The sequence below is a fragment of the Mesorhizobium sp. WSM4306 genome, from assembly GCF_007003975.1.
Taxonomy (GTDB): domain Bacteria; phylum Pseudomonadota; class Alphaproteobacteria; order Rhizobiales; family Rhizobiaceae; genus Mesorhizobium.
In genome coordinates, this window is sequence record NZ_VFTC01000006.1 from 65,977 (window position 1) to 88,010 (window position 22,034).

The following is a 22,034-nucleotide window of genomic DNA, read 5'->3' on the forward strand; positions in this document are numbered from 1 at the left end:
TAGCCTATGCTTTGTAGGCTCGAATAGCTGAATCGTCGGGTTCGTACAAAATCAAAAGTTGCAAGGTGTCGGCGAGACCCGCCAAAGGGAAGACCTGCTTTGGACCGGATTCAATAGGGAACGAGGTATTTTCCGTAGACCCAGCCAGTAACGAAACCACCATTTTGCGCCGGGTCGTGCCAAACTTGACACCATTGGTAGCGAATTGCCTGTTTCTGTTTCCAGTCCGGCTTGCCGGCGATCTCCAGCAAGTTCAGCCCCCCGGTGCACTTGCCGGTCATCTGCAGGATGGTCCCGTTGGGATAGGCCGCCTGCTTCTGGGATGCGTTGGACGGATATTTGCGAACGTTGAGCGTGTCGCCGAACGGCACGCCAGCCACTTGCCAAGCGGCGAACGCGGTTGCATGAGACTGGCCGGTGAAAGCCAGAACGGTCGAAGCGACGGCGAGAGCCGCAGCGGTGCTGACATAGAAATTCATCATCCTCTCCCCTGTACATCTTCTGCGGCCCATCTTCCCGAGCCCGCCGCCACCAATGCCTGCCTGCCCTTGAACCCGCGCTGATCGGCGTGTTCATTTGCCATTCAAGTAACTTCTTCAGTGAGACGCAATGACCAAGACCCCAGCCTTTCCGCCCGCCCGCCCGCCGAGCCCTGAGAAACACCCTGTCTTCGACACGCATCACGGCTTCACCCGCACCGACGACTATGCCTGGCTTAGGGCGGATAACTGGCAGGCGATGTTCCGAGATTCTTCCCTGCTCGATAGCCGCATCCGCGCCCATCTCGAAGCCGAGAACGCCTATCAGACAGTGCTGATGGCCGATACCACACAGCTTCAGAAGCAGCTGTTCGGCGAGATGAAAGGCCGCATCAAGGAAGACGATTCGACGGTGCCGATGAAGGATGGGCCCTATGCCTATGGCTCATCCTTCAAGCTTGGCGGCGAACAACCACGCTATTTCCGCAGGCCGCGTGATGGCGGCGATGAGCAGATCCTCCTCGACGGCGACGCGGAAGCCGAGGGCAAGCCGTATTTCCGCCTCGGCGGCGTCGACCATTCGGCCGATCACCGCAAACTCTTGTGGGCATTCGACGACAAGGGCTCCGAATTCTTCACGCTGCGCGTGCGCGACCTCACCAGCGGCAAGGAATTGCCTGACCAGATAGGCGCCACCAGTGGTGGCGGCACCTGGAATGCCGCCGATGACGGTTTCTTCTACACCCGGCTCGACGACAATCATCGCCCGTCCAAGGTGCTGTTTCATGCGCTCGGCGACGGCCCTCAAAATGACCGGCTGATCTATGAGGAAACCGATCCCGGCTTCTTCATGGATGTCGGCGGCACGCGCTCCAATAAATGGATCATGATCGGCATCAACGATCACGAAACCTCGGAATACCGCCTGATGCGCGCCGATGAGCCGTTCGCCGAACCCAAGCTGGTGGCGGTGCGCGAGATCGGCCTGCAATATGATCTGGAAGAAGGCGGCGACATCTTCTTCATCCTCACCAATGCTGATGGCGCCAAGGACTTCAAGATCATGACGGCGCCGGCTGATGACCCGGTGCGCGCCAACTGGGAAGAGCTGGTGGCGCACGAACCGGGCCGTCTGATCCTGTCGGTGGTCGGCTTCAAGGACCATATGGTCAGGCTCGAGCGCAAGGAAGGCCTGCCGCGCATCGTCGTGCGCGACCGCCGCAACGGCGAGGAGCACCTGATCTCGTTCGACGAGGAAGCCTTCTCGCTCGGCCTGTCGGGATCCTATGAGTATGACACCGAGATCATGCGATTTACCTATTCGTCGATGACGACGCCGGCGCAGGTCTTCGACTACAACATGCGCAGCCGCGAGCGCGTGCTGCTGAAGACCCAGGAAGTGCCGTCCGGCCACGATCGGGACCACTATGTCACGCGCCGGCTGATGGCGCCCGCCGCCGATGGCGAGTTAGTGCCGGTCTCGCTCCTGCATCATCGCGATACGCCGCTCGATGGCTCGGCACCTTGCCTGCTCTACGGCTACGGCTCCTACGGCATCGCCATTCCGGCCGCCTTCAACACCAACTGGTTCTCGCTGGTCGACCGCGGCTTTGTCTTTGCCATCGCCCATGTCCGCGGCGGCAAGGACAAGGGCTACGGCTGGTATGATGACGGCAAGCGGGCGCACAAGATGAACACGTTCACCGATTTCATCGCCGTCGCGCAGCACCTCGTCGCCGAGCGTTACACACAACACGACCGCATCGTCGCGCAAGGCGGCTCGGCCGGCGGCATGCTGATGGGCGCGATCGCCAACATGGCGCCGCACAGTTTCGGCGCCATCGTTGCCGAGGTCCCCTTTGTCGACGTGATGACCACCATGCTCGACGCAAGCTTGCCGCTGACGCCGCCGGAATGGCCGGAATGGGGCAATCCGATCGCATCAGCGGAGGACTATCGGATCATCGCCGCCTACTCGCCCTATGACAATGTAGCGGATCATGACTACCCGCCGATCCTGGCGCTGGCCGGCCTGACCGATCCGCGCGTCACCTATTGGGAACCGGCCAAGTGGGTGGCGCGGCTGCGCGAGCGCAAGAGCGGTGACAATCCGGTGCTGTTCAAGATCAACATGGATTCCGGCCATGCCGGCGCGTCGGGCCGGTTTTCCAGGCTGGAGGAGATCGCCTATACCTATTCCTTTGCGCTGAAGGTGATGGGCAAGGCCGAGATTGCAAAGGAGGCGTCATGATCGATCTATCCACCTTGATGGCTTACGTGGCTGTTGTGCTTGGCTTTGTGTTTATTCCCGGCCCAGCCACACTTTTGACGGTGGCGCGAGCGACGAGTTCGGGAACCCGGGTTGGCATCGCGACGGGCGCCGGCGTCGCGGCTGGCGATGTGTTCCATACCGTCATGGCGATGGTAGGCATTTCGGCGATCATCGCCACGTCGGCAACGCTGTTCAGCATCGTTAAATACATTGGCGCGGCGTATCTGGTTTACCTCGGCACTCGCGCGATCATCGAGAGAACACCGGCCAACCCTACTGCCGGAGCGCTTGCGATCTCTGCCGGCAAGGCGTTTCGACAGGCTGTCCTCACCGAGGTGCTCAATCCAAAGACCGCGCTTTTCTTTCTCGCCTTCCTGCCCCAGTTCGTGCGGCCTGAAAATGGATCGGTGATGCTCCAGCTGATGACGTTGGGCATAATCTTTGTTCTGCTCGGTCTTTTCAGCACAGTCGTCTTTGCCGTAAGCGCGGGCCGGCTCGGCACTTTCCTGCGCCGCAATCCATCGGTGGTGAAATGGCAAGGCAAGGTGGTCGGCGGTATCTACTGCGCGTTGGGCGTTCGTCTGGCCTTGCAGCAGCGCTGATATCGGAGCGAAGGGCGTGCCCCGTCGCGGCGTGCCGATCATCACTTTTTGAATTCCGCGCCGCTCATTTTCACTCGCAATTGCAATGGCTGCGCGTTACCCAATGCGCGGCGCCTTCCAGACACGACATACGCAAAGGGTCCACTATGCTACTCGTCGACACCTATCTCGAGAAATCGCCGATCCAGGGCATCGGTGTTTTCGCCAAGACCCACATCGCCAAGGGCACGCTGGTCTGGAAGCTCGATCCGCGCTTCGACCGGCTGATCGAGGTCGAAACCTATGAGGGCGAGAGCGGGCCGGTGAAGAGCTACCTCGACCGCTATTCCTATCCCGACCGCCGCGATCCGAACTACATCGTCTTCGAAGCCGACGATGCACGCTACATGAACCATGACGACGAACCGAATTGCGATGTTTCCTCGCCCGAAGAGACTTATGCGTTGCGCGACATCGCACCCGGCGAGGAATTGACCTGCAATTACAGTCATTTCTTCGAGACGGGCTTCGATTTCCTCGGTGACCGCCACCTTTAGTCGGGGTCACTTAGCCGGCTTGCTTCGCGCCGGATAGCCATTGGGATGCGGCGGCACAGCCTTGAGATAGGCGGCGATGGCCGCGCGATCTTCCGGCGGCAGTTCGGCCATGTTGCGCTGGACGTCGACCATGGCGCCGCCGACGGAATCGAAATCGGGCGTAAAACCGGTTTCGAGATAGTTGGCGATGTCGGCTTCCGACCAATCGCCGATGCCGCCCTCGCCCGATGTGATGTTCGGCACGATGCCGCGGCCTTCGGCGGCGGTGGCACCCGCCAGCCACAGGCTCTTCTTGGTGCCGCCGGTGAAATCGCGCGGCGTGTGGCATTCACTGCAATGGCCGGGTCCCTCGACCAGATAGCGGCCGGTCAGCACTGGGTCAGGCGTGCCGTCGGCCAAGGCGATCACCGGCTGGTTGCTGAGATAGAGCCGCTTCCACAGGCCGAGACCACGGCGGATGTTGAAGGGGAAGCTCAAGGAATTGTCCGGCGCCTTGCCGGCGACCGCCGGCAGCGTCTTCAGGAAGGCATAGAGATCGGCAATGTCAGCCGGCTTCATGCGGGCGTAGGACGCGTAGGGAAAGGCCGGATAGAAATGCTCGCCGGAAGGTGACACGCCTCTCAGCATGGCATTGGCGAGATCCTCGACCGTCCAGGCGCCGATGCCGTCCTTGGGATCCTGCGAGATGTTGGGCGGCACGAAGGTGCCGAACGGGGTCTTGAGCTGAAGGCCGCCGACCAGTTGCAGGCGGGCTTCGCCCTTGGACCCCGGCTTGGCGTGACAGGAGGTGCAGCCGCCGGCATTGAAGATGCGCTTGCCCCTTACGGCGTCGCCGGGGCCGAGTTGTGCAAGGGTTTCAGCGTCGAGTTTGACTGGCGCCGACAACAACCAGCCGGCGCCGGCGCCGACGACGCCCAGGACAAGTGCGGCGCCGACGAGTTTTTTCAACAGGGCCATTGCCCGGGATCAGCCCTTCTTCACCCGATAGGTCTGGTGGCAGGTGCCGCAATCGCTGCCGAGGGTGCCGATCTGCGCCTTGAGCGCATCGACATCGGCAGGTGCGGCGGCGACAGTGGCCTTGACATCGGCGACATATTTCTCGTTCGTGGTCTTGAAGCCCGCCATGTCTTGCCAGATTTTCGGCGAAGCGGTGGTATCACCGCTGTCGCTGCCGGCCGGGAACAGCGCATCGACATCGACCTTCTCGGCATTGACCTGCAGCGCCTGCAGCGCCGCCAACACGGCGGCGGCATCGAAATCTGCTTCCCCCTTGGCGATTTTCGACAAGCCGCCGACGAGTTTTCCGCGCTCCTTCATCAGTCCCTGTCGGTCGAGGATCGGGTCGGCAAAGGCGGCCGAGGCGGCGAGGCTGAGCATAGAGATGGCGATGACAAGCTTTCTCATTCAATTGGCTCCAGGATGATGAGGGGTCGCGACCTACCGTTAACGGATGGCGAGACGGGATTATTCCCTGCTCGCCGCTCGAATACTGCCGCTTTGCAGTATGCCTCCGTTTCGATCTGAAAAAAGAAAAACCCCGAAGGTTGTGTCCAACTTTCGGGGGTCAGTTCAATGCCGGGGCTTTCTGGATCGATCAGGCTTTCGCCTTTTCGTACATTTCGAGAACATGGTCCCAGTTGATCAGGCTGTCGACGAAGGCTTCGAGATATTTCGGCCGAGCGTTGCGGTAGTCGATGTAATAGGAGTGCTCCCAGACATCGACGCCGAGGATCGGCGAGGCGCCATGGACGAGCGGGTTCTCGCCATTCGGCGTCTTGGAGATTGCCAGCTTGCCGTCCTTGACCGAGACCCAGGCCCAGCCCGAACCGAACTGCGTGGTGCCGGCAGCGATGAAGTCGGCCTTGAACTTGTCGTAGCCGCCGAGGTCGGCGTCGACCGCCTTCTGCAGGGCGCCGGGAAGCTTGTTGCCACCGCCGCCCTTCTTCATCCACTTCCAGAAATGAATGTGGTTGTAGTGCTGGGCTGCGTTGTTGAAGAGGCCAGCATTCTTGCCGAACGACTGCTTGACCACCTCTTCGACCGACAGGTCGCCAAGACCGGCTTCAGCGGCCAGCTTGTTGCCGTTGTCGACATAGGCCTTGTGGTGCTTGTCGTGGTGATACTCCAGCGTCTCTTTCGACATGTAGGGCTGTAGGGCCTCGTAGTCATAGGGCAAGGCGGGCAATTCAAAAGCCATCGGTCATACTCCTCATGGAAAAATCCGGTGCGGATACCGGATTAAGATAGGGCTGGATTGTTCTGGAACAACTCCGGAATGAAGCGCCGGTTCCTTTCTAAGCGGGTTCCGAAAAAGTGTCACACGGTTTTGCGGACAGGATGCTGCGTCAAAAAAGAACGCCCAGCAAACGAAGCGGCGGCGCGGCTCAGCCAGCAGGCGTCGAATGCGCCCATTCCCAATAGAGCTCGCGCGCCTTCTTGGCCACCGGCCCGGGCTGGAGGTTGCGGTCCTCGATGCGGGTGATCGGCACGACCTTGGAATGGTTTCCGGTCGAAAAGATCTCGTCGGCCTCGAGAAAGTCGCGCACCGACAGCATCTTTTCGGTGGTCTTGAAGCCATAGTCGCCAAGCAGCGTCATGGTGCGCGAGCGGGTGATGCCGGACAGGAAAGTGCCGTTCGGCGCCGGCGTCAGCACATGGCCGTCCTTGACCAGGAAGATGTTGGAGGTTCCGGTCTCGGCGACATTGCCCAGCATGTCGAGCACAAGTGCATTGTCGAAGCCGCGCATCTTGGCTTCGAGAATGGCGCGGCCATTGTTGGGGTAGAGGCAGCCCGCCTTGGCATTGGTCGGCATGGTTTCGATCGTCGGCCGCCGGAACGGCGACACGGTGATCGAAAAGCCGGCCGGCGAGATCATCGGCGATTCGTAGAGGCAAAGGCAGAAGCGGGTCGATGCCGGATCGGCCGGCACGCCCATATAGCCGCCATGCTCGGCCCAGTACATCGGCCGGATATAGACCGCCGTCTTGCCGTCGAACTTCTTCAGCCCGTCCCAGGTCAGGCCGACGATCTTGTCGACGCTCATCGACGGTTTCAGGCCGAGCGCGATCGCCGAGGCGTTCACCCTGGCGGCATGCAGCTCGAGGTCAGGGGCGACGCCTTCGAACCAGCGGGCGCCGTCGAAGACGCTGGTGGCAAGCCACATGGCATGGCTGCGTGGGCCAAGGATGGCGACGTTGCCTTCGTACCAGTCGCCGTCGACGAAGGTCCATGTCGCCGATTGCGCCGCAGTCGCCAGTGTCATTGCTCGGTTCCGCTTTGATGCTGCCTTGTCTGGCATCATTGGAAGATGCTTTGGCGGGCGCCGTCAACCGGCATCAGGCGGATTTTGTTGAGGCCAGCGAGCCCAGAAAGGCCATCAAGTCTGCAATCGATGCTTGCACCTTGCCCCGCCTGCCCTCAAAACTGTCGTCATGCATTACGCGGCTTACGTTTTCGACGCCTATGGCACGTTGTTCGACGTGCACGCCGCCGTGCGCCGTCACGACGGCGAGATCGGGCCGGACGGCCAGCTTCTGTCGGAAATCTGGCGCGCCAAGCAGCTGGAATATTCCTGGGTGCGCACGCTGATGGGCGGCTATGCCGATTTCTGGCAGCTCACCGAACAGGCGCTCGACTTTGCCTTGCGCAAGGTCCCTTCGGCAGACAAGGGGCTGAAGGCAAAGCTGCTCGAAGCTTATTGGCGGCTCGACTGCTATCCGGAAGTGCCGGCCGTGCTCAAGGCGCTCAAAGCGTCCGGCGCCAAGCTGGCAATCCTCTCCAACGGCTCGCCCGAGATGCTGGAAGCGGCGGTCAAATCGGCGGCCCTCGACCAGGTGCTGGACGACATCTTTTCGGTCGATGCCGTCAAGCGCTTCAAGACCGACCCGTCGACCTACGACATGGTGGCGACGGGCTGGCGTCTCTATCCCGGCGCGGTTTCGTTCCAGTCCTCCAACCGCTGGGATATTGCCGGCGCGACCAAATTCGGTTTTCGCACCGTGTGGATCAACCGCGCCAACCAGCCCGAGGAATACAGGGACTTCCCGCCGGCGCTGATCCTGCCGTCGCTGGAAGGGTTGTTGACAGGCGGCTAGAGCAATTCCAGGAAAAGTGTGAAACGGTTTTCCGTCCGGAAATTGCGCAGAAGGAAAGACGCAGAGCAGTCCGCGTTTCTGTGAAACGATGAACTGCTCAAGGGCTCTGTTGCCCCAGAGCAACAGTGGCATGACGGTCACAGCTTCGCCTTTGTTTGTCCACCCTCAGGCCAGAATCGGAACCGCCTATCGCGCCAGGCATTGGGGGGAGGCCAACACTGCGCCGCCTGGAGGCATTCACGCTTTCTTGCGATTCGAGACTTAAAAAAGGCAACCATGTTGAAGACCGAAATCGACCCCTATCGCCTGAGCCGTCGCGGCTTTCTGAACGCCGCAGCCCTTGGCGCCGCCTCGATTGCGGTCTCGGCCTGCTCCACCACCAGCTCGACGCCGCCGCCGGTCGAACCGCCGCCGACCTATGAAGAGCCGCCGCTCGGCGACTATGCGACAATGTACGGCCCAATTTCGGACAGCGGCTTCGAGCTCCCAGCCATTCCGATCAAGAAGATGGACCCGCAGTTCCTGCGCCAGATCGTTCCCGATCCGACCGGCCAGAGGCCCGGCACCATCATCGTCGATACGACCAACCATTTCCTCTATCTGGTACGCGAGGGCGGCCAGGCGATCCGTTACGGCGTCGGCCTTGGCCGCGCCGGCTTCGAATGGTCGGGAGACGCCGTCGTCCAGTGGAAGCAGAAATGGCCGAAATGGACGCCGCCGGATGAGATGGTCGCCCGGCAACCGGAACTGGAGCAATACAGCGCCAAGAATGGCGGCATGCCCGGCGGCCTCAAGAACCCGCTCGGCGCCCGCGCGCTCTATCTGTTCCACGACAACGTCGACACGCTCTACCGCCTGCACGGCTCGCCGGAATGGAACTCGATCGGCAAATCCGTCTCGTCAGGCTGCGTGCGCCTGATAAACCAGGACATCATCGACCTCTACGACCGCGTGCCCTCGAAGAGCCCGGTCGTGGTGACGTCCGATATCAGCCAGCCGATGGTGGCGAGCGCAAACCGCAGGGCTATTCCGATCGACGGCGGCGTGCCGGACGGTTCCGTCCTGCTCGGCCCGGTGAACTGATCGACGTTCTTCCGATGCCGGTGAAGCGGCAGGTTCGCCGCTCCATGCGGCAAACTTCGCCAGGATTCCGATAGCTTTACGCGGATGGCTGGGGTCCGTATCCAAGACATGCACTGCCGGCAGCAGGACCCCAAGGAAGACTTCCAGACGAGCCGTGGAGCCGGCGCAATCGACGCGCCCATGCACCGTCAATTCCGACGCTCCTGTATTTCGTCTCCGATGCATGTATATTAGGCGGGAATAGAATTGCAGATATATACGTTTCATTAGATCATTGATGGCGGGGAGCGCCAATGGTGGGATTTGATTTCGATAGTCCGCCTGCCGACAGCGCCGAGCTCAACCTGTCGGCCGAATGCGAGCGCCAATTGCTGCCGCTCGTCTGCGGAATTGTCGAAGCCGCGGTTGCCGCCGGGTGGAGCCGGGAGGATGTTCTTCTCGCCATGGTTGAGCTGTCTTGGGATCTATATGAGAAGCGTCGAGGCGATCTTTAACAGCCCCGCGCGAACCCGATAATCCTGTATCGGGGTCACTGCACGGTCACCGATCGGGTAGCTCGGCACGTCCGGGGAACGCACCCCAGGCACAAAATGGTAATATAGTATCGGCAAATCGTCAGATTAGTTCGCGCTAAAGAAGCAGAATATATAGATTTATAGACCAAACCCTGTAAAAGTTCTCATTTTCCCCGAAAACCTTCTTTTCAATACAAAGCAGCGCCTCTAAGGTTCGAAAGAACGCTCCGGAACAAGCGTGAATCCTGGGCGCCTCCCTACAACACAGGATTCGATCGATCGGCGAACGGCTGAGGCAAGACGAAGATGCAACACATAGGCAACGTCCTGGAAAGCGCCGGGGCAGATCGGCGGCGCGTGGATCCGCGCATCTTCGACGGAATTCCGGAAAGCGCCGGGCGGCGCCTGGTCACCTTTCGAGGCGGAGCGGCTCACGTCGTTCATGGGCCGGGATCACACACATTCAAAGCGGGGGAACATTTCGGCTCGGTTTTGCTTGCACCGTCACGCGGGATAGCGGCATCGCTGGGCAGCGACAAAGTCCACGAATACGACGGCGACGTCGGGATGATCGTGATCGTCCCAGCCGATCTCGGCGGCAAGGTGACCCGGTCATCCACCACGGAGAGCGTCATCGTGGCGCTGACCCCGGAGAGTCTCTTCGAACTGGCAACGCGTGAATTCGGTACCGGCCCTGCCGAGCTTCAACCGCCGCCGTTCGGGACCGTCGATTTCCAGGCGCTACAACTCGCGCAGTTGCTGAAGGTGGAACTGACGGATCGGGAAACTCCAAACGAGTTCTATGTCGACTCGCTGGTCACCATGTTCGGTGTCCATATGCTTCGGAACTACGCAGGAGCGGGAAAGTTGCCACAAGGTCCAAAGGGCGGTCTGTCCAACCGCAGCGCCCGGCGGGTGCGGGAATTCCTGGACGTAAACTTTTCCAGCAAGATTGCGGTGGCCGATCTTGCCGCGGTCTCCGGTCTTTCCTCTAGCCACTTCATCCAGGCGTTCACAAAGACCTTCGGCGAGCCGCCGCACAAATATCTGTTGAGGCTTCGTCTCGATTTCGCTGAGAAACTTCTCGTCGAAAGCGATTTGTCGATAGCCGAAGTTGCGCATCTGAGCGGCTTTTCAGATCAGAGCCACCTGACCGTCACCATGTCGAAATACCGCAGCAGAACCCCTAAGCAGGTGAAGCTGCAGCGGTGATATTTGCCGCGGGTGCGTCTCCGCAGCTAAAAGTTGCGTGGCAGCGCGGCCACACCTGCCGCTCAGCGCCCAAAGACCGGATTTTCCTACAAAGATTCCAGACTTTTACAAAATACATACACTGCGAACGTGCTCATGGTCGCGATGGAAAGTCATTTCGGTCCGCCACTCGCGGCGGCCAGATGATGCGGCATGTCGGATCGTCCCATGGACCTTCAGTTCACGGAAATCGAAGTCTTCGCGCCAAAGACCGAGGCGGCATGGGCCGCTTTGCAGCGCCAATACGCCAGCCGGATTGGCGCAGCGGAGCTCGATCATCTCCTCGCCTGCTTCGTGCTCGGGCTGACATCTCGGGCTTACGGCGAGGGAGAGCCGGCATTCCATTTCGATCTCTGCCGCACGCTGGTGGCGGCAAATCTGCCGCCGGAACGGACGGAAGCTGCCTTGCATGCGGTTCCGGAACCGACCCAGCCGTGGGTCGCGAGCGCCTATCTGCTGGTTGAAAAACAGGGCGCCAAGATAGGCGGCTTGCTGCAGGAGAAAGACGGGTAATTTCGACGATTTTATTGGTCGCCCAGGCGAATGATGCGGCACATCGGAGCGCCTGGGCAATTACGAGGGAACGAACATGACTGGATGCGTCGAGCGGCGGACAGGGATCGAATTTCGTCCCGGATTTGTCGGAAACTGGATCGCTCGCGCGGCTGACAGCCGCTCGGTTCGCCGCCGCCTGATGGCGGTGCTGCGCATGGCGCATCGGGTGCTCGGCATGCGCCGCAAAGGTCTGGGGCTCGGCACGCTCGGCAGTGGACGGATGCTGGCAGCGGCGCTGGGGGCGATCGCATTCGGGAGCATCGCCACCCCGGCATCGGCACAGGTTTTCGGCGGCGGCGGCACGGCAAACGGAGTGCGCGGTATCGCGTTTGGATCCGGAGCCGTGCAAAACGGAGCCGATTCCATTGCCGAGGGCACCAATGCCAGCGCGGGCGCCCAGAATGCCGTCGCGATCGGCTTCCAGTCGATCGCCTCCCAAATCAATTCTATCTATCTTGGCTCGCGCACCGCCGCCGGGACAGGTGCAACCGCCCAGAGCGCCATCGGCATTGGCACAGATGTTACGGCATCGCAGGCCGACGCCATTGGAATAGGACGTTCATCCGTTGCCTCGGCGCAATATTCGGTGGCTCTCGGCCTAAACGCGAAAGCCACGGGCACCGGCGGCGCGATGGCGCTGGGCCAGGGCACGATCTCAAGCGGCGTCAACTCGGTCGCGCTCGGTGTTCAGGCCCAAGCCCTCGGGGCTGGCGCCAACGCCTTGGGCACCTTCTCCGTTGCTTCGGGTGGGAACTCCACTGCCCTCGGCACCAGTTCCACGGCCAGCAACAATTATGCGACAGCCGCGGGCTGGGGATCCGTCGCCAGCGGCGCCAATTCCACTGCCGTAGGACGCCAGGCCGCTGCCAGCGGCATAAACGCCTCCTCCTTCGGGACCGGATCGAATGCGATAGGCGACAATTCTCTTGCTGCCGGCGTCAGCGCCAACGCCGGCGGAGTTGGCAGTACCGCACTTGGTATCGGCACCTCTGCCGGCGGCGCCAGTTCGGCGGCCGTCGGCTTCCAGGCCCAGGCCGCCGGCACCAATGCCGCCGCCATCGGTCCCCAGGCAAATGCATCGGCGTCAAACTCGGCAGCCTTCGGCAACGTCGCCACGGCTTCGGGCAATTTCGCGCTGGCCTTGGGCAATTCGGCCGTCTCGAGCGGGGTCGGCTCAGTCGCGGCTGGTTCTGGAGCCCAGGCCACGGACGTCTCGACCACCGCGCTCGGTAACAACGCCGCGGCGACCGCCGCAAATGCCAGCGCGCTGGGGTTGGGCGCCACGGCTAGCGGAACGTACTCCACTTCGCTTGGTTCCACCTCCAAAGCCACCGGCGCCCGTGCGTTCGCAGGCGGCCGTTCGTCCACTGCCGGCGGTGACGATTCCATCGCCATCGGCACGACGGCCGTCTCGACAGGGGCAAGCTCGACAGCCCTTGGAGCGGGCGCGGTGGCACAGGACGTAAACGCGGTCGCCATGGGCACCGCCGCCAGCGCGATTACCGCCGATTCCGTCGCGATCGGCACGGGCGCGGTGGCCGACGGCGGCAAGGCGGTCGCCATCGGTTACGGCAACGAAGCCTATGGCGACGGCGCAGTCGCCATCGGCGATCCGAGCTATGCGAGCGGCACTGGCGCCTTTACCGGCGGCGCCAACAATATTGCCAACAGCGACGGCACGGCGAGCGCCACCGCCGCCAACCAGGCGGCAGGCGCGGTTGCGATCGGCAACAACAACAAGGCGATCGGGCAAGGTTCTGTGGCGCTGGGCAACGGCTCCACCGCGGGCGCCGCCGGTCTCGCCGGCAATGTCGCGCTGGGCAATGGCGCGACAGCGGCGGCGAGTTCCGGTGACGTGGCGCTGGGCTCGGGCTCGGTGACCGCGACGGCGGTCGGCACCAGCGGCACGACTATCGGCGGCACGGCCTACAGCTTCGCCGGCACGACGCCGACGAGCACCGTCAGCGTCGGCGCACTCGGCGCGGAGCGGACCATCACCAATGTCGCGGCGGGCCGGCTGAGCAACTCATCGACCGACGCCATCAATGGCTCGCAGCTGTTCGCGACCAACCAGCAGGTGACGCAAAACACCACCGATATCGCCGCCAACACCGCCGACATCACCACTCTCGGCAACACGATCAACAGCATCAGCACCGGAGGCGGCATCAAGTATTTCCACGCCAACTCGACACTGGCGGACTCCCAGGCGCTGGGCACGGATTCCGTCGCGGTCGGCCCGAATGCCGTGGCCAACAATGCCGGCGACGTCGCGATCGGCCTGAATTCGGTCTCCGGCACCACGACCGCGGTTGGCGGCACGACGATCGGCGGCGTCAACTATGCCTTCGCCGGAACCACGCCGGCTGGTGCGTTCTCGGTCGGCTCGGTCGGCGCGGAGCGCCAGATCCAGAACGTCGCTGCGGGACAGTTGAGCGGCTCCTCGACCGATGCGGTCAACGGCTCGCAGCTGTTTGCGACCAACCAGCAGGTGACGCAGAACACCACCGATATCGCCGCGAACACCGCCGATATCGCGGCCAACACCACCGACATCACCAATCTCGGCAATGCCATCAGCAACATCGCCGGCGACACCTCGACGGCCTACACCGACGCCAATGGCGATGGCATCCGCTATGTGCGCACCAACGACACGACGCTGCCGGTCACCGACGCCTTCGCGCAAGGTGTCGGTTCGTCCGCGGTCGGCTACCAGGCGACCGCGTCCGCCGCCAATTCGCTGGCGCTCGGCCGCGGCACCCAGGCCACTGTCGCCGACGGAGTAGCGCTGGGCTCCGGATCGGTTTCGGACCGTGCGGTGGCACCGGCATCGGGATCGATACTGGCCGGCACCGGCCTCGTTCCCTACAACACCAGCGACGCGACCTTGCTCGGCGCCGTCTCGGTCGGCACCTCCACCTCCTACCGCCAGATCATCAACGTCGCCGACGGTACCGCGGACCAGGACGCGGTCACGCTTCGCCAGCTGAAGGGCGCGCTGAGCTCCTTCGCGGTGACGGGAAGCCTGTACTTCCACGCCAACTCGACAGCCGCGGATTCGCTTGCGGTCGGCGTCGATTCGGTTGCGGTCGGTCCGCGCACCACCGTCAACGGCGACAACGGCATCGGCATCGGCAACGGCGCCATCGTGCAGCAGACGGCGCCCGGCGGCATCGCGATCGGCCAGAATTCGACCGTCAACCAGGCCGACAGCATCGCGCTCGGCACCAACTCGACCACCAACGGGGCCCAGGCAGTGGCACTCGGCGCCGGCGCAAAGGCCAACGAGCCGGGCAGCGTCGCGCTCGGCGCGGGCTCGACGACGGCGGCGGCGGTCGCCACCACCGGCACCACGATCAACGGCGTCAACTACACCTTCGCCGGGACAGCTCCGACGAGCACGGTGAGCGTCGGCGACGTCGGCAAGGAGCGCACCGTCACCAATGTCGCGGCGGGCCGGATCAGCGGCACCTCCACCGACGCCATCAATGGCAGCCAGCTCTACGCCACCAACCAGGCGGTCGAATCCATACAGGGAAGCGTCGGTGACCTTAATGAGTTCGCGGTCCAATACGACAAGAACGGGGACGGCAGCAAATCCAACTCGATAACGCTTGCCGGCGGCGACCCCAACACGCCGGTCGTCATCCACAATGTCGGGGCGGGCGTTGCCAACACTGATGCGGTCAACGTGCAGCAGTTCAACACCGGGCTGTCGCTCAACCTGGCGGATTCGAAGACCTACACCAACCAGGTGGCGGCCACCACGCTGCAGCAGGCCAATGCGTATGCGGACTCTAAACTCAGCCAGCTCAACATGGACATGGGCGAGGTCAAGGGCGAGGCGCGCCAGGCTGCCGCGATCGGCCTGGCGGCCGCCTCGCTGCGCTACGACGACCGTCCCGGCAAGCTGAGCGTGGCCGCCGGCGGAGGCTATTGGCGCGGTGAAGGGGCGCTGGCCTTCGGCGCCGGCTACACCAGCGAGGAGGGCCGTGTTCGAGCCAACCTGTCCGGCACGACAGCAGGCGGGAACTGGGGTGTCGGCGCGGGCGTCAGCCTTACGCTGAACTAGGGCCCGGCTATGATCAGGCAGGCAGTCTTTGCTGTCGCGATATCCATGACGTCAATGCTCCTGTCCGGCTCGTCCGCGGTCGGACAGGAGGCGGTAGCTTCCGGCTACAGAATAAGGCCTTCCGACGTCGCGGTGCCTGCGGATGCGAAGCTTGGCGAATATCAACGGACCACCCGTCCGTTCGAGAACTGGACGCTGATCTGCGACGAGAACCTGCAGGCCCGTCAAAAGGTCTGCAACGTCACCCAGATCATCGAGGACCAGGCAGGACAGGTTGCGTTCAGCTGGTCGCTGGCCGCCACCAAGGAAGGCAACCCCTATATGATCTTGCGCACCCCGCCGATCGCCAAGAGCGACAGTCCGGTCTCGCTGACATTCGAGGGGCGCAAGGAGCCGATAAAAATTCAACTCGACGGATGCAATCAAGCCGTCTGCGTCGGCATGCTGCCGGTTGGTCCGATCATGCGCGAACAGATTTCGAAGGCCGCGGCATCCGTCATCTCCTTTCCGACGACGGATGGCAGGACGATCAACGTGACCGCAACCCTCAAGGGCCTGGCCGCGGCCGTCGAGTCGATCAATTGACGAAGGCATTGCGATGAACCAGCAATCGATCCATGACCGGATAATGTCCCGCAACCAGGGAAAGGATGCCGTTCAGGTCGGCATCGATGACCGGAGCAGACCGAAACGAAACCTGGCGAAGACCACTGTCTTCTCGTTGCTCGCCATTGCCGTCGTCGCCGCGGCCGGCTTCGCAGCCATGCGCTACGGCCTGGTCCGCAATTTATTGCCGCAGCCGGCGGTCGCGGAGACCAACGAGCCCGATCCGGCCCTGGCCGACACGCCATTTCTGCAACACGCCAAACAGGCGGGTTTGCAGTCTTGTTCCAACATTTTTCCAGCCCTTGGGCAGATGCTGACGACCGGCACGACCTACAGCGTTCAGTCGATCTGGAACAACGAGGCCCCCGACAAACACGTCGTGGAAGCCCTGGTCGGCATGAACTACGCCACGCAGGGCTACAGTGGCCCGGCCGCGGGCCTGGTGTTCGCAGCACCCACCGCATCTGTTTGCGAAGGTACGATGGTCAGGGTGGCGCCGTTCGCGGCCAATTGCGCCGACGTTCCGGCCCTGCTTCCGAAAGGCAGCAAGCTTGCCAACAATCTTGGACAAATCAGCGTCTATGAACTGGCCAATGGAGGGGGCAACGCGATGCTCTTGCCCACCGGCAATAGCTGCGTCGTCATTTCCGTGGCCTCGGCAGCAGGAAAACAAGGAGGCGTACAATGAGGGTGAATTCCGCCATTGCGGCAATCGGCATGCTGTTGGCCTGCGCCGGGCGGCTCGCTGCGGCGGACCTCCCTGCCCCGCCTCCGGCTGAGGAAGAGAGGGGCATCTGGGCGGCGATCGCTTATTCGAACCCTGACCGGAAGCACGGCTTCTTCTGGGGTGCCGACAAGCGTCAGGAGGCGATGGACATCGCCCTCAAGCATTGCCAGAACGCCGGCGGCGACAGCTGCGCCGTGGTGAGCGTGTTCCGCAATCATCGTCACTGGGACGACGACGACAACACCGGCTTTCCCTACAATCATTGCGGCGCCCTCGCCGTGGGCGAGAAGCCGGAAGGACGGCTGACCAGCTGGGGCGCCGAGACGGCGCAAACACGCCGGCAGGCCGAAGACCTGACACTGCAGGCCTGCGAGCGGAGTGGGCAGAAATGCAAGATCCGCGAATGGGTGTGTACGTGAGGCCCTTGCGACAGCTCGGGAGCCGCTTCACCCAGCCGGTCGTCGCTTCTCGCGGACAGTGAAGGCCAGTTGTCCAAGCACCTTTACGGCGCCTGACTTGCCACCCTCGAAGTCTGCGGAGGCCAGCCGCCGGCCGGTGGCGAACTCATAGGCCGTGCCCAGGATCGCTTTCGGCGGGTGGACGCCGTCTTTCCAGACTAGCTCGTAGGTCGTGGTCGGGGCAAACCCATGCTTGGCGAAGAACTGGTCCGGCCCAAGCCGGTCGTATTCGTTGATTGCTTGCACCACATGATCGCGGGTGACGCTGTTCCAGTCTATCATCGCTTGATCCTCTTGATCCTCCGTCAGACCGATTTCACTTCGCCGCCGTCCATGCGCAGCGCCGAGCCGGTCATCCAGCGGGCGCCTGATGAGACCAGGAAGGCCATGAGTTCGGCGATTTCCTCCGGCTCGCCATAGCGGGCGATGCCGGCTTCCTTGGGGAAGCTGGCCGTCGCCTCCTCCACCGTCATGTCATGCAGCGGCGCCCAATGCTTGAGATAGGACTGGCGGCGGCCGGTCATCACTGGCCCGGGCAGAACGCTGTTGACCTGCACGCCGTCGGCGATGCCGCGATCGGAGAACGCCTTTGCCAAGGCGACGATCGCCGCATTGATCGTTCCGACCGCCGCATAAGGAGCCTTCGGAAACAGCGCCGAATTGCCCGATATCAGGACCACCGCGCCCTTGGCCGCCTTCAGCGCCGGCCACGCCGCAATGGTGAGGCGCCTTGCGCCGTGCAATTTCAGCGCCAGGCCGCCCTCCCACTGCTCGTCGGTCATATCGAACAGGTCGATCTGCGGCACCGCGCCGGCGATGTTGAGGAGCGCGTCGATGCGGCCGAACGCGGCCGTGGTCTGATCGACAATTGCGCTTGCGGCCTTTGGCTCGGCGAGGTCGGAGGGGGCAAGCGCGGCGACATAGACAAGCGCCTTCACTTTGTCGCTGCGCGTCGCAGCGATCACGGCTCCAGCGTAGGCGTGGCCGACCAGCACCACCTGCCCCGCCACACGCTCGATGGTGCGGTCGAGTGCGGCCACGTCGTCGCGGAACGATGTCAGCGGCAATGGCGCGGCTATCAGGTTGAAACCTTTGGCCTTCAGCGGCGCGATGATCTTTGCCCAGCTCGATCCATCGGCCCAGGCGCCATGGGCGAGCACAATGTTCATAGGCTGCGAAGACATCGGCGCTCTCCTTCTAGATAGATAACCTGACTAACTTAATTAATCAGGTTACGGCTGGGGTTACCGCAATCGATCGTAACTTGTCAACAAGCCTCAGAGCGGTTATGTTCACGAAGACGTGCTCGGGGCCGATGCTGCCGGGACAACTGGAGTTCCGATGCAGCATTCTCCCGCGATGTTTATCGGCGACGCGCCCGCCATGGATTTCCTGAATTCAATCGCAACGCCGGTCGACATCCCCGTCGACTGGCTCGACGATGGCGAGGGATTGCTGGACTGGCTGGAACAGGCCGGGCTGGTACCTGCGCAGGCGCTGCACAGCATTCGGATCGGGGCGCGTCCCGGCGAACTCGATGAGATGGCGGATCAGGCGAGGCAGTTGCGCGAATGGTTCCGAGGCTTTGTGCTCGAGCACAAGAGGCAAACGCTCCCTGCCGATGCGTTGCTCGCCCTGGAGCCGCTGAACCGGCTGCTTGATCGCGATGACCGCTTCAGCCGCATCGTAGCTGGCGATCATGGTGACGGGTTCGAACTCCAGACGCTGCGGCGCTGGCGCTCACCGGAAGCGCTGCTGCTGCCAGTGGTCGAAACGCTGGCGACATTCGTCTGCGAGGAGAGTTTTGCGGACGTGAAGGCCTGCGAGGGACCGGCCTGCACGCTGCTGTTCGTAGACCACACGCGCGGCCACAAGCGCCGCTGGTGCAGCATGGCGCTTTGCGGCAACCGCGCCAAGCAGGCGGCCCACCGGCAGCGGCTCAAGGCGCGCTAGGCGAAGTGGCGGAGAACGGTTGTGGAGCCCTGTTTAGCGTCAACGTTAAGCGATGGGACTCCGATCAAGCCGCATGTTTGCACTCAACGTCGCGCCGTGCTCAAGCGGGGTCAGCCCCTCACCGTGATGGGCATCTACGGAATGCGACACCGGCTCGAAGCAGAAGAAATCGGCGTCCTGCGATGGCGAATAGAGGATGAAGACGTCGAGCGCCGATGAGGCCGTGAGCGAGATGGCGATCCTGTCCTCGGGCCGGGTGATCCTGGCGCGGCGGTCCCAGCCGTCGAAGGCGTTGTTCACCCAGCTTCGCGGCAGCAGGGAGGCGCGCGAGAAATTCCACGCGGGGTAATCGGCCACGGGCGCCACGCCGATCGGCAAATGACGCTTGTCCTCCAGCCAGACCCGCGCCGCATTCGCCTCGAGCGTCGTTCCGGCGCTGCGCGGGAACCATGGATGAAAGCCGAGGCCGTAAGGCAAGGCGAATGCCGGCACGGTTCTCCACGGTGAGGGTGGCATCCAGCGCCCCGTCATGCAGCGTATAGACAACCCGCGCCGTGTATCGATAGGGGCCGATCCCGCCGGCGTCGAGGACCAGTTCCGCTTCGGTGGCGCTATGGCCGGCAATCCGCCACTCCCTCTGGAAGCCGTCGCCATGGATCGGAAAGGCCTCTCCGGCCACATTCGGCTCGACTGGGTGGAAGCGGCCGTCGAACTCGAAGCCGCCGCCTGAAATGCGGTTCGACCAGGGAACCAGAACCTGACAGCCGGACGCGCCGGTGCCATCGCCGGGCCTAAGCAGCGGCACCGGTGCGCCGCCGACCAGTGCGTCGAAGCGCGCGATCGCCGCACCCATCTGCGGCGCCAGGACGACACGGGCGCGGCCGTCGCGCAGCTCTAGCAGGCCGGCCATCCCTCACCAACCGCCGTCGATGGCGATATTCTGGCCGCTGATCATGTCGGACGCAGGCTGGCTGACACTTCCTACCGCCCCCTGGATAGGCTGCCCAGAATCCCGCGCACGATGGCGCGGCCGACCGACGAGCCGACCGAGCGCACGACAGCTTTGATCGCGGCTTCGGCGACGGTCTGGCGGTTGGAGGGTCTCGGCGCCGGCGCGCGGCGGCCGGTTGATTGCGGCGGTGGCCGATCGTCATCGCCGAAGCCCGGAATGGTCCAGCGCGAGCGGCCGCTGTCGGCCTGCTGGGCCTCCGCGTCCTGCGCATCCTTGGCCTTGGTCTGCAGCATCTCGAACGCCGATTCGCGGTCGATGGTCTGATCGTACTGGCCGGCGACCGGGCTCAGATCGATCACCTTGCGGCGCTCGTCCCGCGTGATCGGGCCAAGCCTGGACGACGGCGGGCGGATCAGCGTCCGCTGCACCATGGACGGCACGCCCTTGGCCTCCAGCGTCGAGACCAGCGCTTCGCCGGTGCCGAGCTGGGTGATCGCGGTCATGCAGTCGAAATCCGGGTTGGGCCGGAACGTCTCGGCCGCCGTCCTCACCGCCTGCTGTTCACGCGGCGTATAGGCGCGCAGCGCATGCTGCACGCGATTGCCGAGCTGGGCGAGAACCTTTTCAGGGATATCCAAGGGGTTCTGCGTGACGAAATAGACGCCGACGCCCTTGGAGCGGATCAGCCGCACCACCTGCTCGACGCGGTCGATCAGCACCTTCGGCGCTTCGTCGAAAAGCAGATGCGCCTCGTCGAAGAAGAAGACCAGCTTCGGCTTGTCGGGGTCGCCGACCTCGGGCAGTTCCTCGAACAGCTCCGACATCAGCCAGAGCAGGAAGGTGGCATAAAGCCTGGGGTTCATCATCAGCTTGTCGGCGGCAAGCACGCTGATGGCGCCGCGCCCGTCGCGGGTGGTGCGCATGATATCGGAGATGCGCAAAGCCGGCTCACCGAAGAAATGCGCGGCGCCCTGCTGTTCCAGCACCAGCAGCGTGCGCTGGATGGCGCCGACCGAGGGCTTGGTGACATTGCCGTAACGGGAGCTTATCTCGTCGGCGCGCTCGGCGATGTTGGCCAGCAGCGCCTGCAGATCCTTCATGTCGAGCAGCAGCAGGCCGTCCTCGTCGGCGATGCGGAAGGCGATGTTCATGATGCCCTCCTGCGCTTCGGAGAGGTTCATCAGCCGCGACAAAAGCAGCGGTCCCATTTCCGAGACGGTGGCGCGGATCGGGTGGCCCTGCTCGCCGAACAGATCCCAGAAGATGACCGGAAATTCCTGGAAATCATAGGGATCGAGCTTGATCTGATCGGCCCGCTTGACCAGGAAATCCTGCGCCTTGCCGATCATGGCGATGCCGGACAGGTCGCCCTTGATGTCGGCGCAGAACACCGGCACGCCGGCATTGGAGAACCCTTCGGCAAGGATCTGCAGGCTGACCGTCTTGCCGGTGCCGGTGGCACCGGTGATCAGGCCATGGCGGTTGCCATATTGCAGCAAGAGCTGTTCGGCGCGCTGATAGTTGTCGTCGGGCTTGCGGCTGGCGCCGAGGAAAATGCTGGTCTCGTCAGCCATATGTCCATGTCTCCGCAAACTGATGTGTTAAAGCCGATGGCCTTGCCGCACCTATAGTCAGGCCATTGCACAGCGACAATGCCATTCATCAGATTGGGCCAATCGTCTAAAACGGACCAATCCTTCAAATCGGTTTTGGAGCTTGCGGATTTTGCCGCTGTTTGGCAATCGTTCATGGTTCGTCCACGCAGGGCGACCTATATCAGATTGATCGAGTTGGGACCCTTGGAGGCGCATTGCATTGCGATATCGGACAGGGGACCGTAGACTGAACCGCTCCAGGCTGGTGCGGCCGCATAAG

22 protein-coding genes and 1 pseudogene are annotated in these 22,034 nt (G+C 62.9%); 13 read left to right on the plus strand and 10 right to left on the minus strand.

From position 1 onward, the window contains the following. Positions 1 to 110 precede the first annotated feature (110 nt). Positions 111 to 482 (minus strand): SH3 domain-containing protein, encoded by a 372-nt coding sequence (locus FJV77_RS09970; protein ID WP_185970262.1) that lies wholly within the window; start codon positions 480 to 482, stop codon positions 111 to 113. Between the two features lie 127 nt (positions 483 to 609). Between FJV77_RS09970 and FJV77_RS09975 the strand changes: the two genes are divergently transcribed. From FJV77_RS09975 to FJV77_RS09985, 3 genes are all read left to right on the plus strand, one after another. After that, positions 610 to 2,730, plus strand: coding sequence for a S9 family peptidase (locus tag FJV77_RS09975; RefSeq protein ID WP_142866642.1), 2,121 nt, complete (start codon positions 610 to 612; stop codon positions 2,728 to 2,730). Beyond that, complete coding sequence (locus FJV77_RS09980; protein WP_142866643.1) at positions 2,727 to 3,353, plus strand: LysE family translocator; 627 nt, start codon at positions 2,727 to 2,729, stop codon at positions 3,351 to 3,353. The genes FJV77_RS09975 and FJV77_RS09980 overlap by 4 nt, the downstream gene beginning before the upstream one ends. A gap of 146 nt (positions 3,354 to 3,499) precedes the next feature. After that, on the plus strand, positions 3,500 to 3,889 hold the full coding sequence (locus tag FJV77_RS09985; protein WP_142866644.1) for an SET domain-containing protein-lysine N-methyltransferase: 390 nt from the start codon (positions 3,500 to 3,502) through the stop codon (positions 3,887 to 3,889). 6 nt (positions 3,890 to 3,895) lie between these two features. Here the strand turns inward: FJV77_RS09985 and FJV77_RS09990 are convergent, their stop codons facing one another. The 4 genes from FJV77_RS09990 to FJV77_RS10005 form a co-directional block, all read right to left on the minus strand. Continuing rightward, positions 3,896 to 4,846, minus strand: coding sequence for a cytochrome c (locus FJV77_RS09990; RefSeq protein ID WP_142866645.1), 951 nt, complete (start codon positions 4,844 to 4,846; stop codon positions 3,896 to 3,898). A gap of 9 nt (positions 4,847 to 4,855) precedes the next feature. Further along, positions 4,856 to 5,293 (minus strand): cytochrome c, encoded by a 438-nt coding sequence (locus tag FJV77_RS09995; protein WP_142866646.1) that lies wholly within the window; start codon positions 5,291 to 5,293, stop codon positions 4,856 to 4,858. A 190-nt stretch (positions 5,294 to 5,483) separates the two neighbouring features. Continuing rightward, positions 5,484 to 6,086: a superoxide dismutase gene (locus FJV77_RS10000; RefSeq protein WP_142866647.1), complete on the minus strand. Its 603-nt coding sequence runs from the start codon at positions 6,084 to 6,086 to the stop codon at positions 5,484 to 5,486. Positions 6,087 to 6,273: 187 nt separating this feature from the next. Beyond that, positions 6,274 to 7,152 (minus strand): branched-chain amino acid aminotransferase, encoded by an 879-nt coding sequence (locus FJV77_RS10005; protein ID WP_142866648.1) that lies wholly within the window; start codon positions 7,150 to 7,152, stop codon positions 6,274 to 6,276. A 169-nt stretch (positions 7,153 to 7,321) separates the two neighbouring features. On the opposite strand from FJV77_RS10005, the gene FJV77_RS10010 reads away from it, so the two are divergent. From FJV77_RS10010 to FJV77_RS10050, 9 genes are all read left to right on the plus strand, one after another. After that, positions 7,322 to 7,984 carry a haloacid dehalogenase type II gene (locus FJV77_RS10010; protein ID WP_142866649.1) on the plus strand — a complete coding sequence of 221 codons (663 nt, stop codon included), beginning with the start codon at positions 7,322 to 7,324 and terminating at the stop codon, positions 7,982 to 7,984. A 276-nt stretch (positions 7,985 to 8,260) separates the two neighbouring features. Further along, entirely contained in the window at positions 8,261 to 9,067 is an 807-nt protein-coding gene (locus tag FJV77_RS10015; protein ID WP_142866650.1) for a L,D-transpeptidase, read from the plus strand. A 293-nt stretch (positions 9,068 to 9,360) separates the two neighbouring features. After that, on the plus strand, positions 9,361 to 9,561 hold the full coding sequence (locus tag FJV77_RS10020) for a hypothetical protein (RefSeq protein ID WP_142866651.1): 201 nt from the start codon (positions 9,361 to 9,363) through the stop codon (positions 9,559 to 9,561). 327 nt (positions 9,562 to 9,888) lie between these two features. Further along, the gene (locus FJV77_RS10025; RefSeq protein WP_142866652.1) at positions 9,889 to 10,794 is read left to right on the plus strand and encodes an AraC family transcriptional regulator; all 906 of its coding nucleotides are present in this window, start codon (positions 9,889 to 9,891) and stop codon (positions 10,792 to 10,794) included. 207 nt (positions 10,795 to 11,001) lie between these two features. Beyond that, entirely contained in the window at positions 11,002 to 11,346 is a 345-nt protein-coding gene (locus FJV77_RS10030) for a hypothetical protein (protein ID WP_185970263.1), read from the plus strand. A gap of 76 nt (positions 11,347 to 11,422) precedes the next feature. Beyond that, positions 11,423 to 15,463, plus strand: a complete 4,041-nt coding sequence (locus tag FJV77_RS10035; protein ID WP_246691208.1) for a YadA-like family protein — start codon at positions 11,423 to 11,425, stop codon at positions 15,461 to 15,463. Between the two features lie 9 nt (positions 15,464 to 15,472). Beyond that, positions 15,473 to 16,048 (plus strand): invasion associated locus B family protein, encoded by a 576-nt coding sequence (locus tag FJV77_RS10040; protein WP_142866653.1) that lies wholly within the window; start codon positions 15,473 to 15,475, stop codon positions 16,046 to 16,048. Between the two features lie 13 nt (positions 16,049 to 16,061). Next, on the plus strand, positions 16,062 to 16,757 hold the full coding sequence (locus FJV77_RS10045) for a hypothetical protein (RefSeq protein WP_142866654.1): 696 nt from the start codon (positions 16,062 to 16,064) through the stop codon (positions 16,755 to 16,757). Next, positions 16,754 to 17,215, plus strand: a complete 462-nt coding sequence (locus FJV77_RS10050) for a DUF4189 domain-containing protein (RefSeq protein ID WP_142866655.1) — start codon at positions 16,754 to 16,756, stop codon at positions 17,213 to 17,215. The genes FJV77_RS10045 and FJV77_RS10050 overlap by 4 nt, the downstream gene beginning before the upstream one ends. A gap of 27 nt (positions 17,216 to 17,242) precedes the next feature. On the opposite strand, the gene FJV77_RS10055 is transcribed toward FJV77_RS10050, so the two are convergent. Then, on the minus strand, positions 17,243 to 17,536 hold the full coding sequence (locus FJV77_RS10055; RefSeq protein ID WP_142866656.1) for a hypothetical protein: 294 nt from the start codon (positions 17,534 to 17,536) through the stop codon (positions 17,243 to 17,245). Between the two features lie 23 nt (positions 17,537 to 17,559). Continuing rightward, positions 17,560 to 18,438: an SDR family oxidoreductase gene (locus FJV77_RS10060; RefSeq protein ID WP_142866657.1), complete on the minus strand. Its 879-nt coding sequence runs from the start codon at positions 18,436 to 18,438 to the stop codon at positions 17,560 to 17,562. A 157-nt stretch (positions 18,439 to 18,595) separates the two neighbouring features. Between FJV77_RS10060 and FJV77_RS10065 the strand changes: the two genes are divergently transcribed. Beyond that, the gene (locus FJV77_RS10065) at positions 18,596 to 19,207 is read left to right on the plus strand and encodes an ABATE domain-containing protein (protein WP_142866658.1); all 612 of its coding nucleotides are present in this window, start codon (positions 18,596 to 18,598) and stop codon (positions 19,205 to 19,207) included. A gap of 45 nt (positions 19,208 to 19,252) precedes the next feature. On the opposite strand, the gene FJV77_RS33250 is transcribed toward FJV77_RS10065, so the two are convergent. The 3 genes and pseudogenes from FJV77_RS33250 to FJV77_RS10075 form a co-directional block, all read right to left on the minus strand. Continuing rightward, positions 19,253 to 19,699 carry a hypothetical protein gene (locus FJV77_RS33250; protein ID WP_281408574.1) on the minus strand — a complete coding sequence of 149 codons (447 nt, stop codon included), beginning with the start codon at positions 19,697 to 19,699 and terminating at the stop codon, positions 19,253 to 19,255. Positions 19,700 to 19,757: 58 nt separating this feature from the next. Continuing rightward, a pseudogene (locus tag FJV77_RS33255) lies at positions 19,758 to 20,117 on the minus strand (aldose 1-epimerase); the annotation flags it as partial. Positions 20,118 to 20,188: 71 nt separating this feature from the next. Then, the gene (locus FJV77_RS10075; RefSeq protein ID WP_142866659.1) at positions 20,189 to 21,733 is read right to left on the minus strand and encodes a helicase HerA-like C-terminal domain-containing protein; all 1,545 of its coding nucleotides are present in this window, start codon (positions 21,731 to 21,733) and stop codon (positions 20,189 to 20,191) included. Between the last annotated feature and the right edge of the window lie 301 nt (positions 21,734 to 22,034).

Coding starts and splice junctions, on each gene's coding strand:
- FJV77_RS09970 (WP_185970262.1), bottom strand. CDS start 482: ATGATGAATTTCTATGTCAGCACCGCTGCGGCTCTCGCCGTCGCTTCG.
- FJV77_RS09975 (WP_142866642.1), top strand. CDS start 610: ATGACCAAGACCCCAGCCTTTCCGCCCGCCCGCCCGCCGAGCCCTGAG.
- FJV77_RS09980 (WP_142866643.1), top strand. CDS start 2,727: ATGATCGATCTATCCACCTTGATGGCTTACGTGGCTGTTGTGCTTGGC.
- FJV77_RS09985 (WP_142866644.1), top strand. CDS start 3,500: ATGCTACTCGTCGACACCTATCTCGAGAAATCGCCGATCCAGGGCATC.
- FJV77_RS09990 (WP_142866645.1), bottom strand. CDS start 4,846: ATGGCCCTGTTGAAAAAACTCGTCGGCGCCGCACTTGTCCTGGGCGTC.
- FJV77_RS09995 (WP_142866646.1), bottom strand. CDS start 5,293: ATGAGAAAGCTTGTCATCGCCATCTCTATGCTCAGCCTCGCCGCCTCG.
- FJV77_RS10000 (WP_142866647.1), bottom strand. CDS start 6,086: ATGGCTTTTGAATTGCCCGCCTTGCCCTATGACTACGAGGCCCTACAG.
- FJV77_RS10005 (WP_142866648.1), bottom strand. CDS start 7,152: ATGACACTGGCGACTGCGGCGCAATCGGCGACATGGACCTTCGTCGAC.
- FJV77_RS10010 (WP_142866649.1), top strand. CDS start 7,322: ATGCATTACGCGGCTTACGTTTTCGACGCCTATGGCACGTTGTTCGAC.
- FJV77_RS10015 (WP_142866650.1), top strand. CDS start 8,261: ATGTTGAAGACCGAAATCGACCCCTATCGCCTGAGCCGTCGCGGCTTT.
- FJV77_RS10020 (WP_142866651.1), top strand. CDS start 9,361: ATGGTGGGATTTGATTTCGATAGTCCGCCTGCCGACAGCGCCGAGCTC.
- FJV77_RS10025 (WP_142866652.1), top strand. CDS start 9,889: ATGCAACACATAGGCAACGTCCTGGAAAGCGCCGGGGCAGATCGGCGG.
- FJV77_RS10030 (WP_185970263.1), top strand. CDS start 11,002: ATGGACCTTCAGTTCACGGAAATCGAAGTCTTCGCGCCAAAGACCGAG.
- FJV77_RS10035 (WP_246691208.1), top strand. CDS start 11,423: ATGACTGGATGCGTCGAGCGGCGGACAGGGATCGAATTTCGTCCCGGA.
- FJV77_RS10040 (WP_142866653.1), top strand. CDS start 15,473: ATGATCAGGCAGGCAGTCTTTGCTGTCGCGATATCCATGACGTCAATG.
- FJV77_RS10045 (WP_142866654.1), top strand. CDS start 16,062: ATGAACCAGCAATCGATCCATGACCGGATAATGTCCCGCAACCAGGGA.
- FJV77_RS10050 (WP_142866655.1), top strand. CDS start 16,754: ATGAGGGTGAATTCCGCCATTGCGGCAATCGGCATGCTGTTGGCCTGC.
- FJV77_RS10055 (WP_142866656.1), bottom strand. CDS start 17,536: ATGATAGACTGGAACAGCGTCACCCGCGATCATGTGGTGCAAGCAATC.
- FJV77_RS10060 (WP_142866657.1), bottom strand. CDS start 18,438: ATGTCTTCGCAGCCTATGAACATTGTGCTCGCCCATGGCGCCTGGGCC.
- FJV77_RS10065 (WP_142866658.1), top strand. CDS start 18,596: ATGCAGCATTCTCCCGCGATGTTTATCGGCGACGCGCCCGCCATGGAT.
- FJV77_RS10075 (WP_142866659.1), bottom strand. CDS start 21,733: ATGGCTGACGAGACCAGCATTTTCCTCGGCGCCAGCCGCAAGCCCGAC.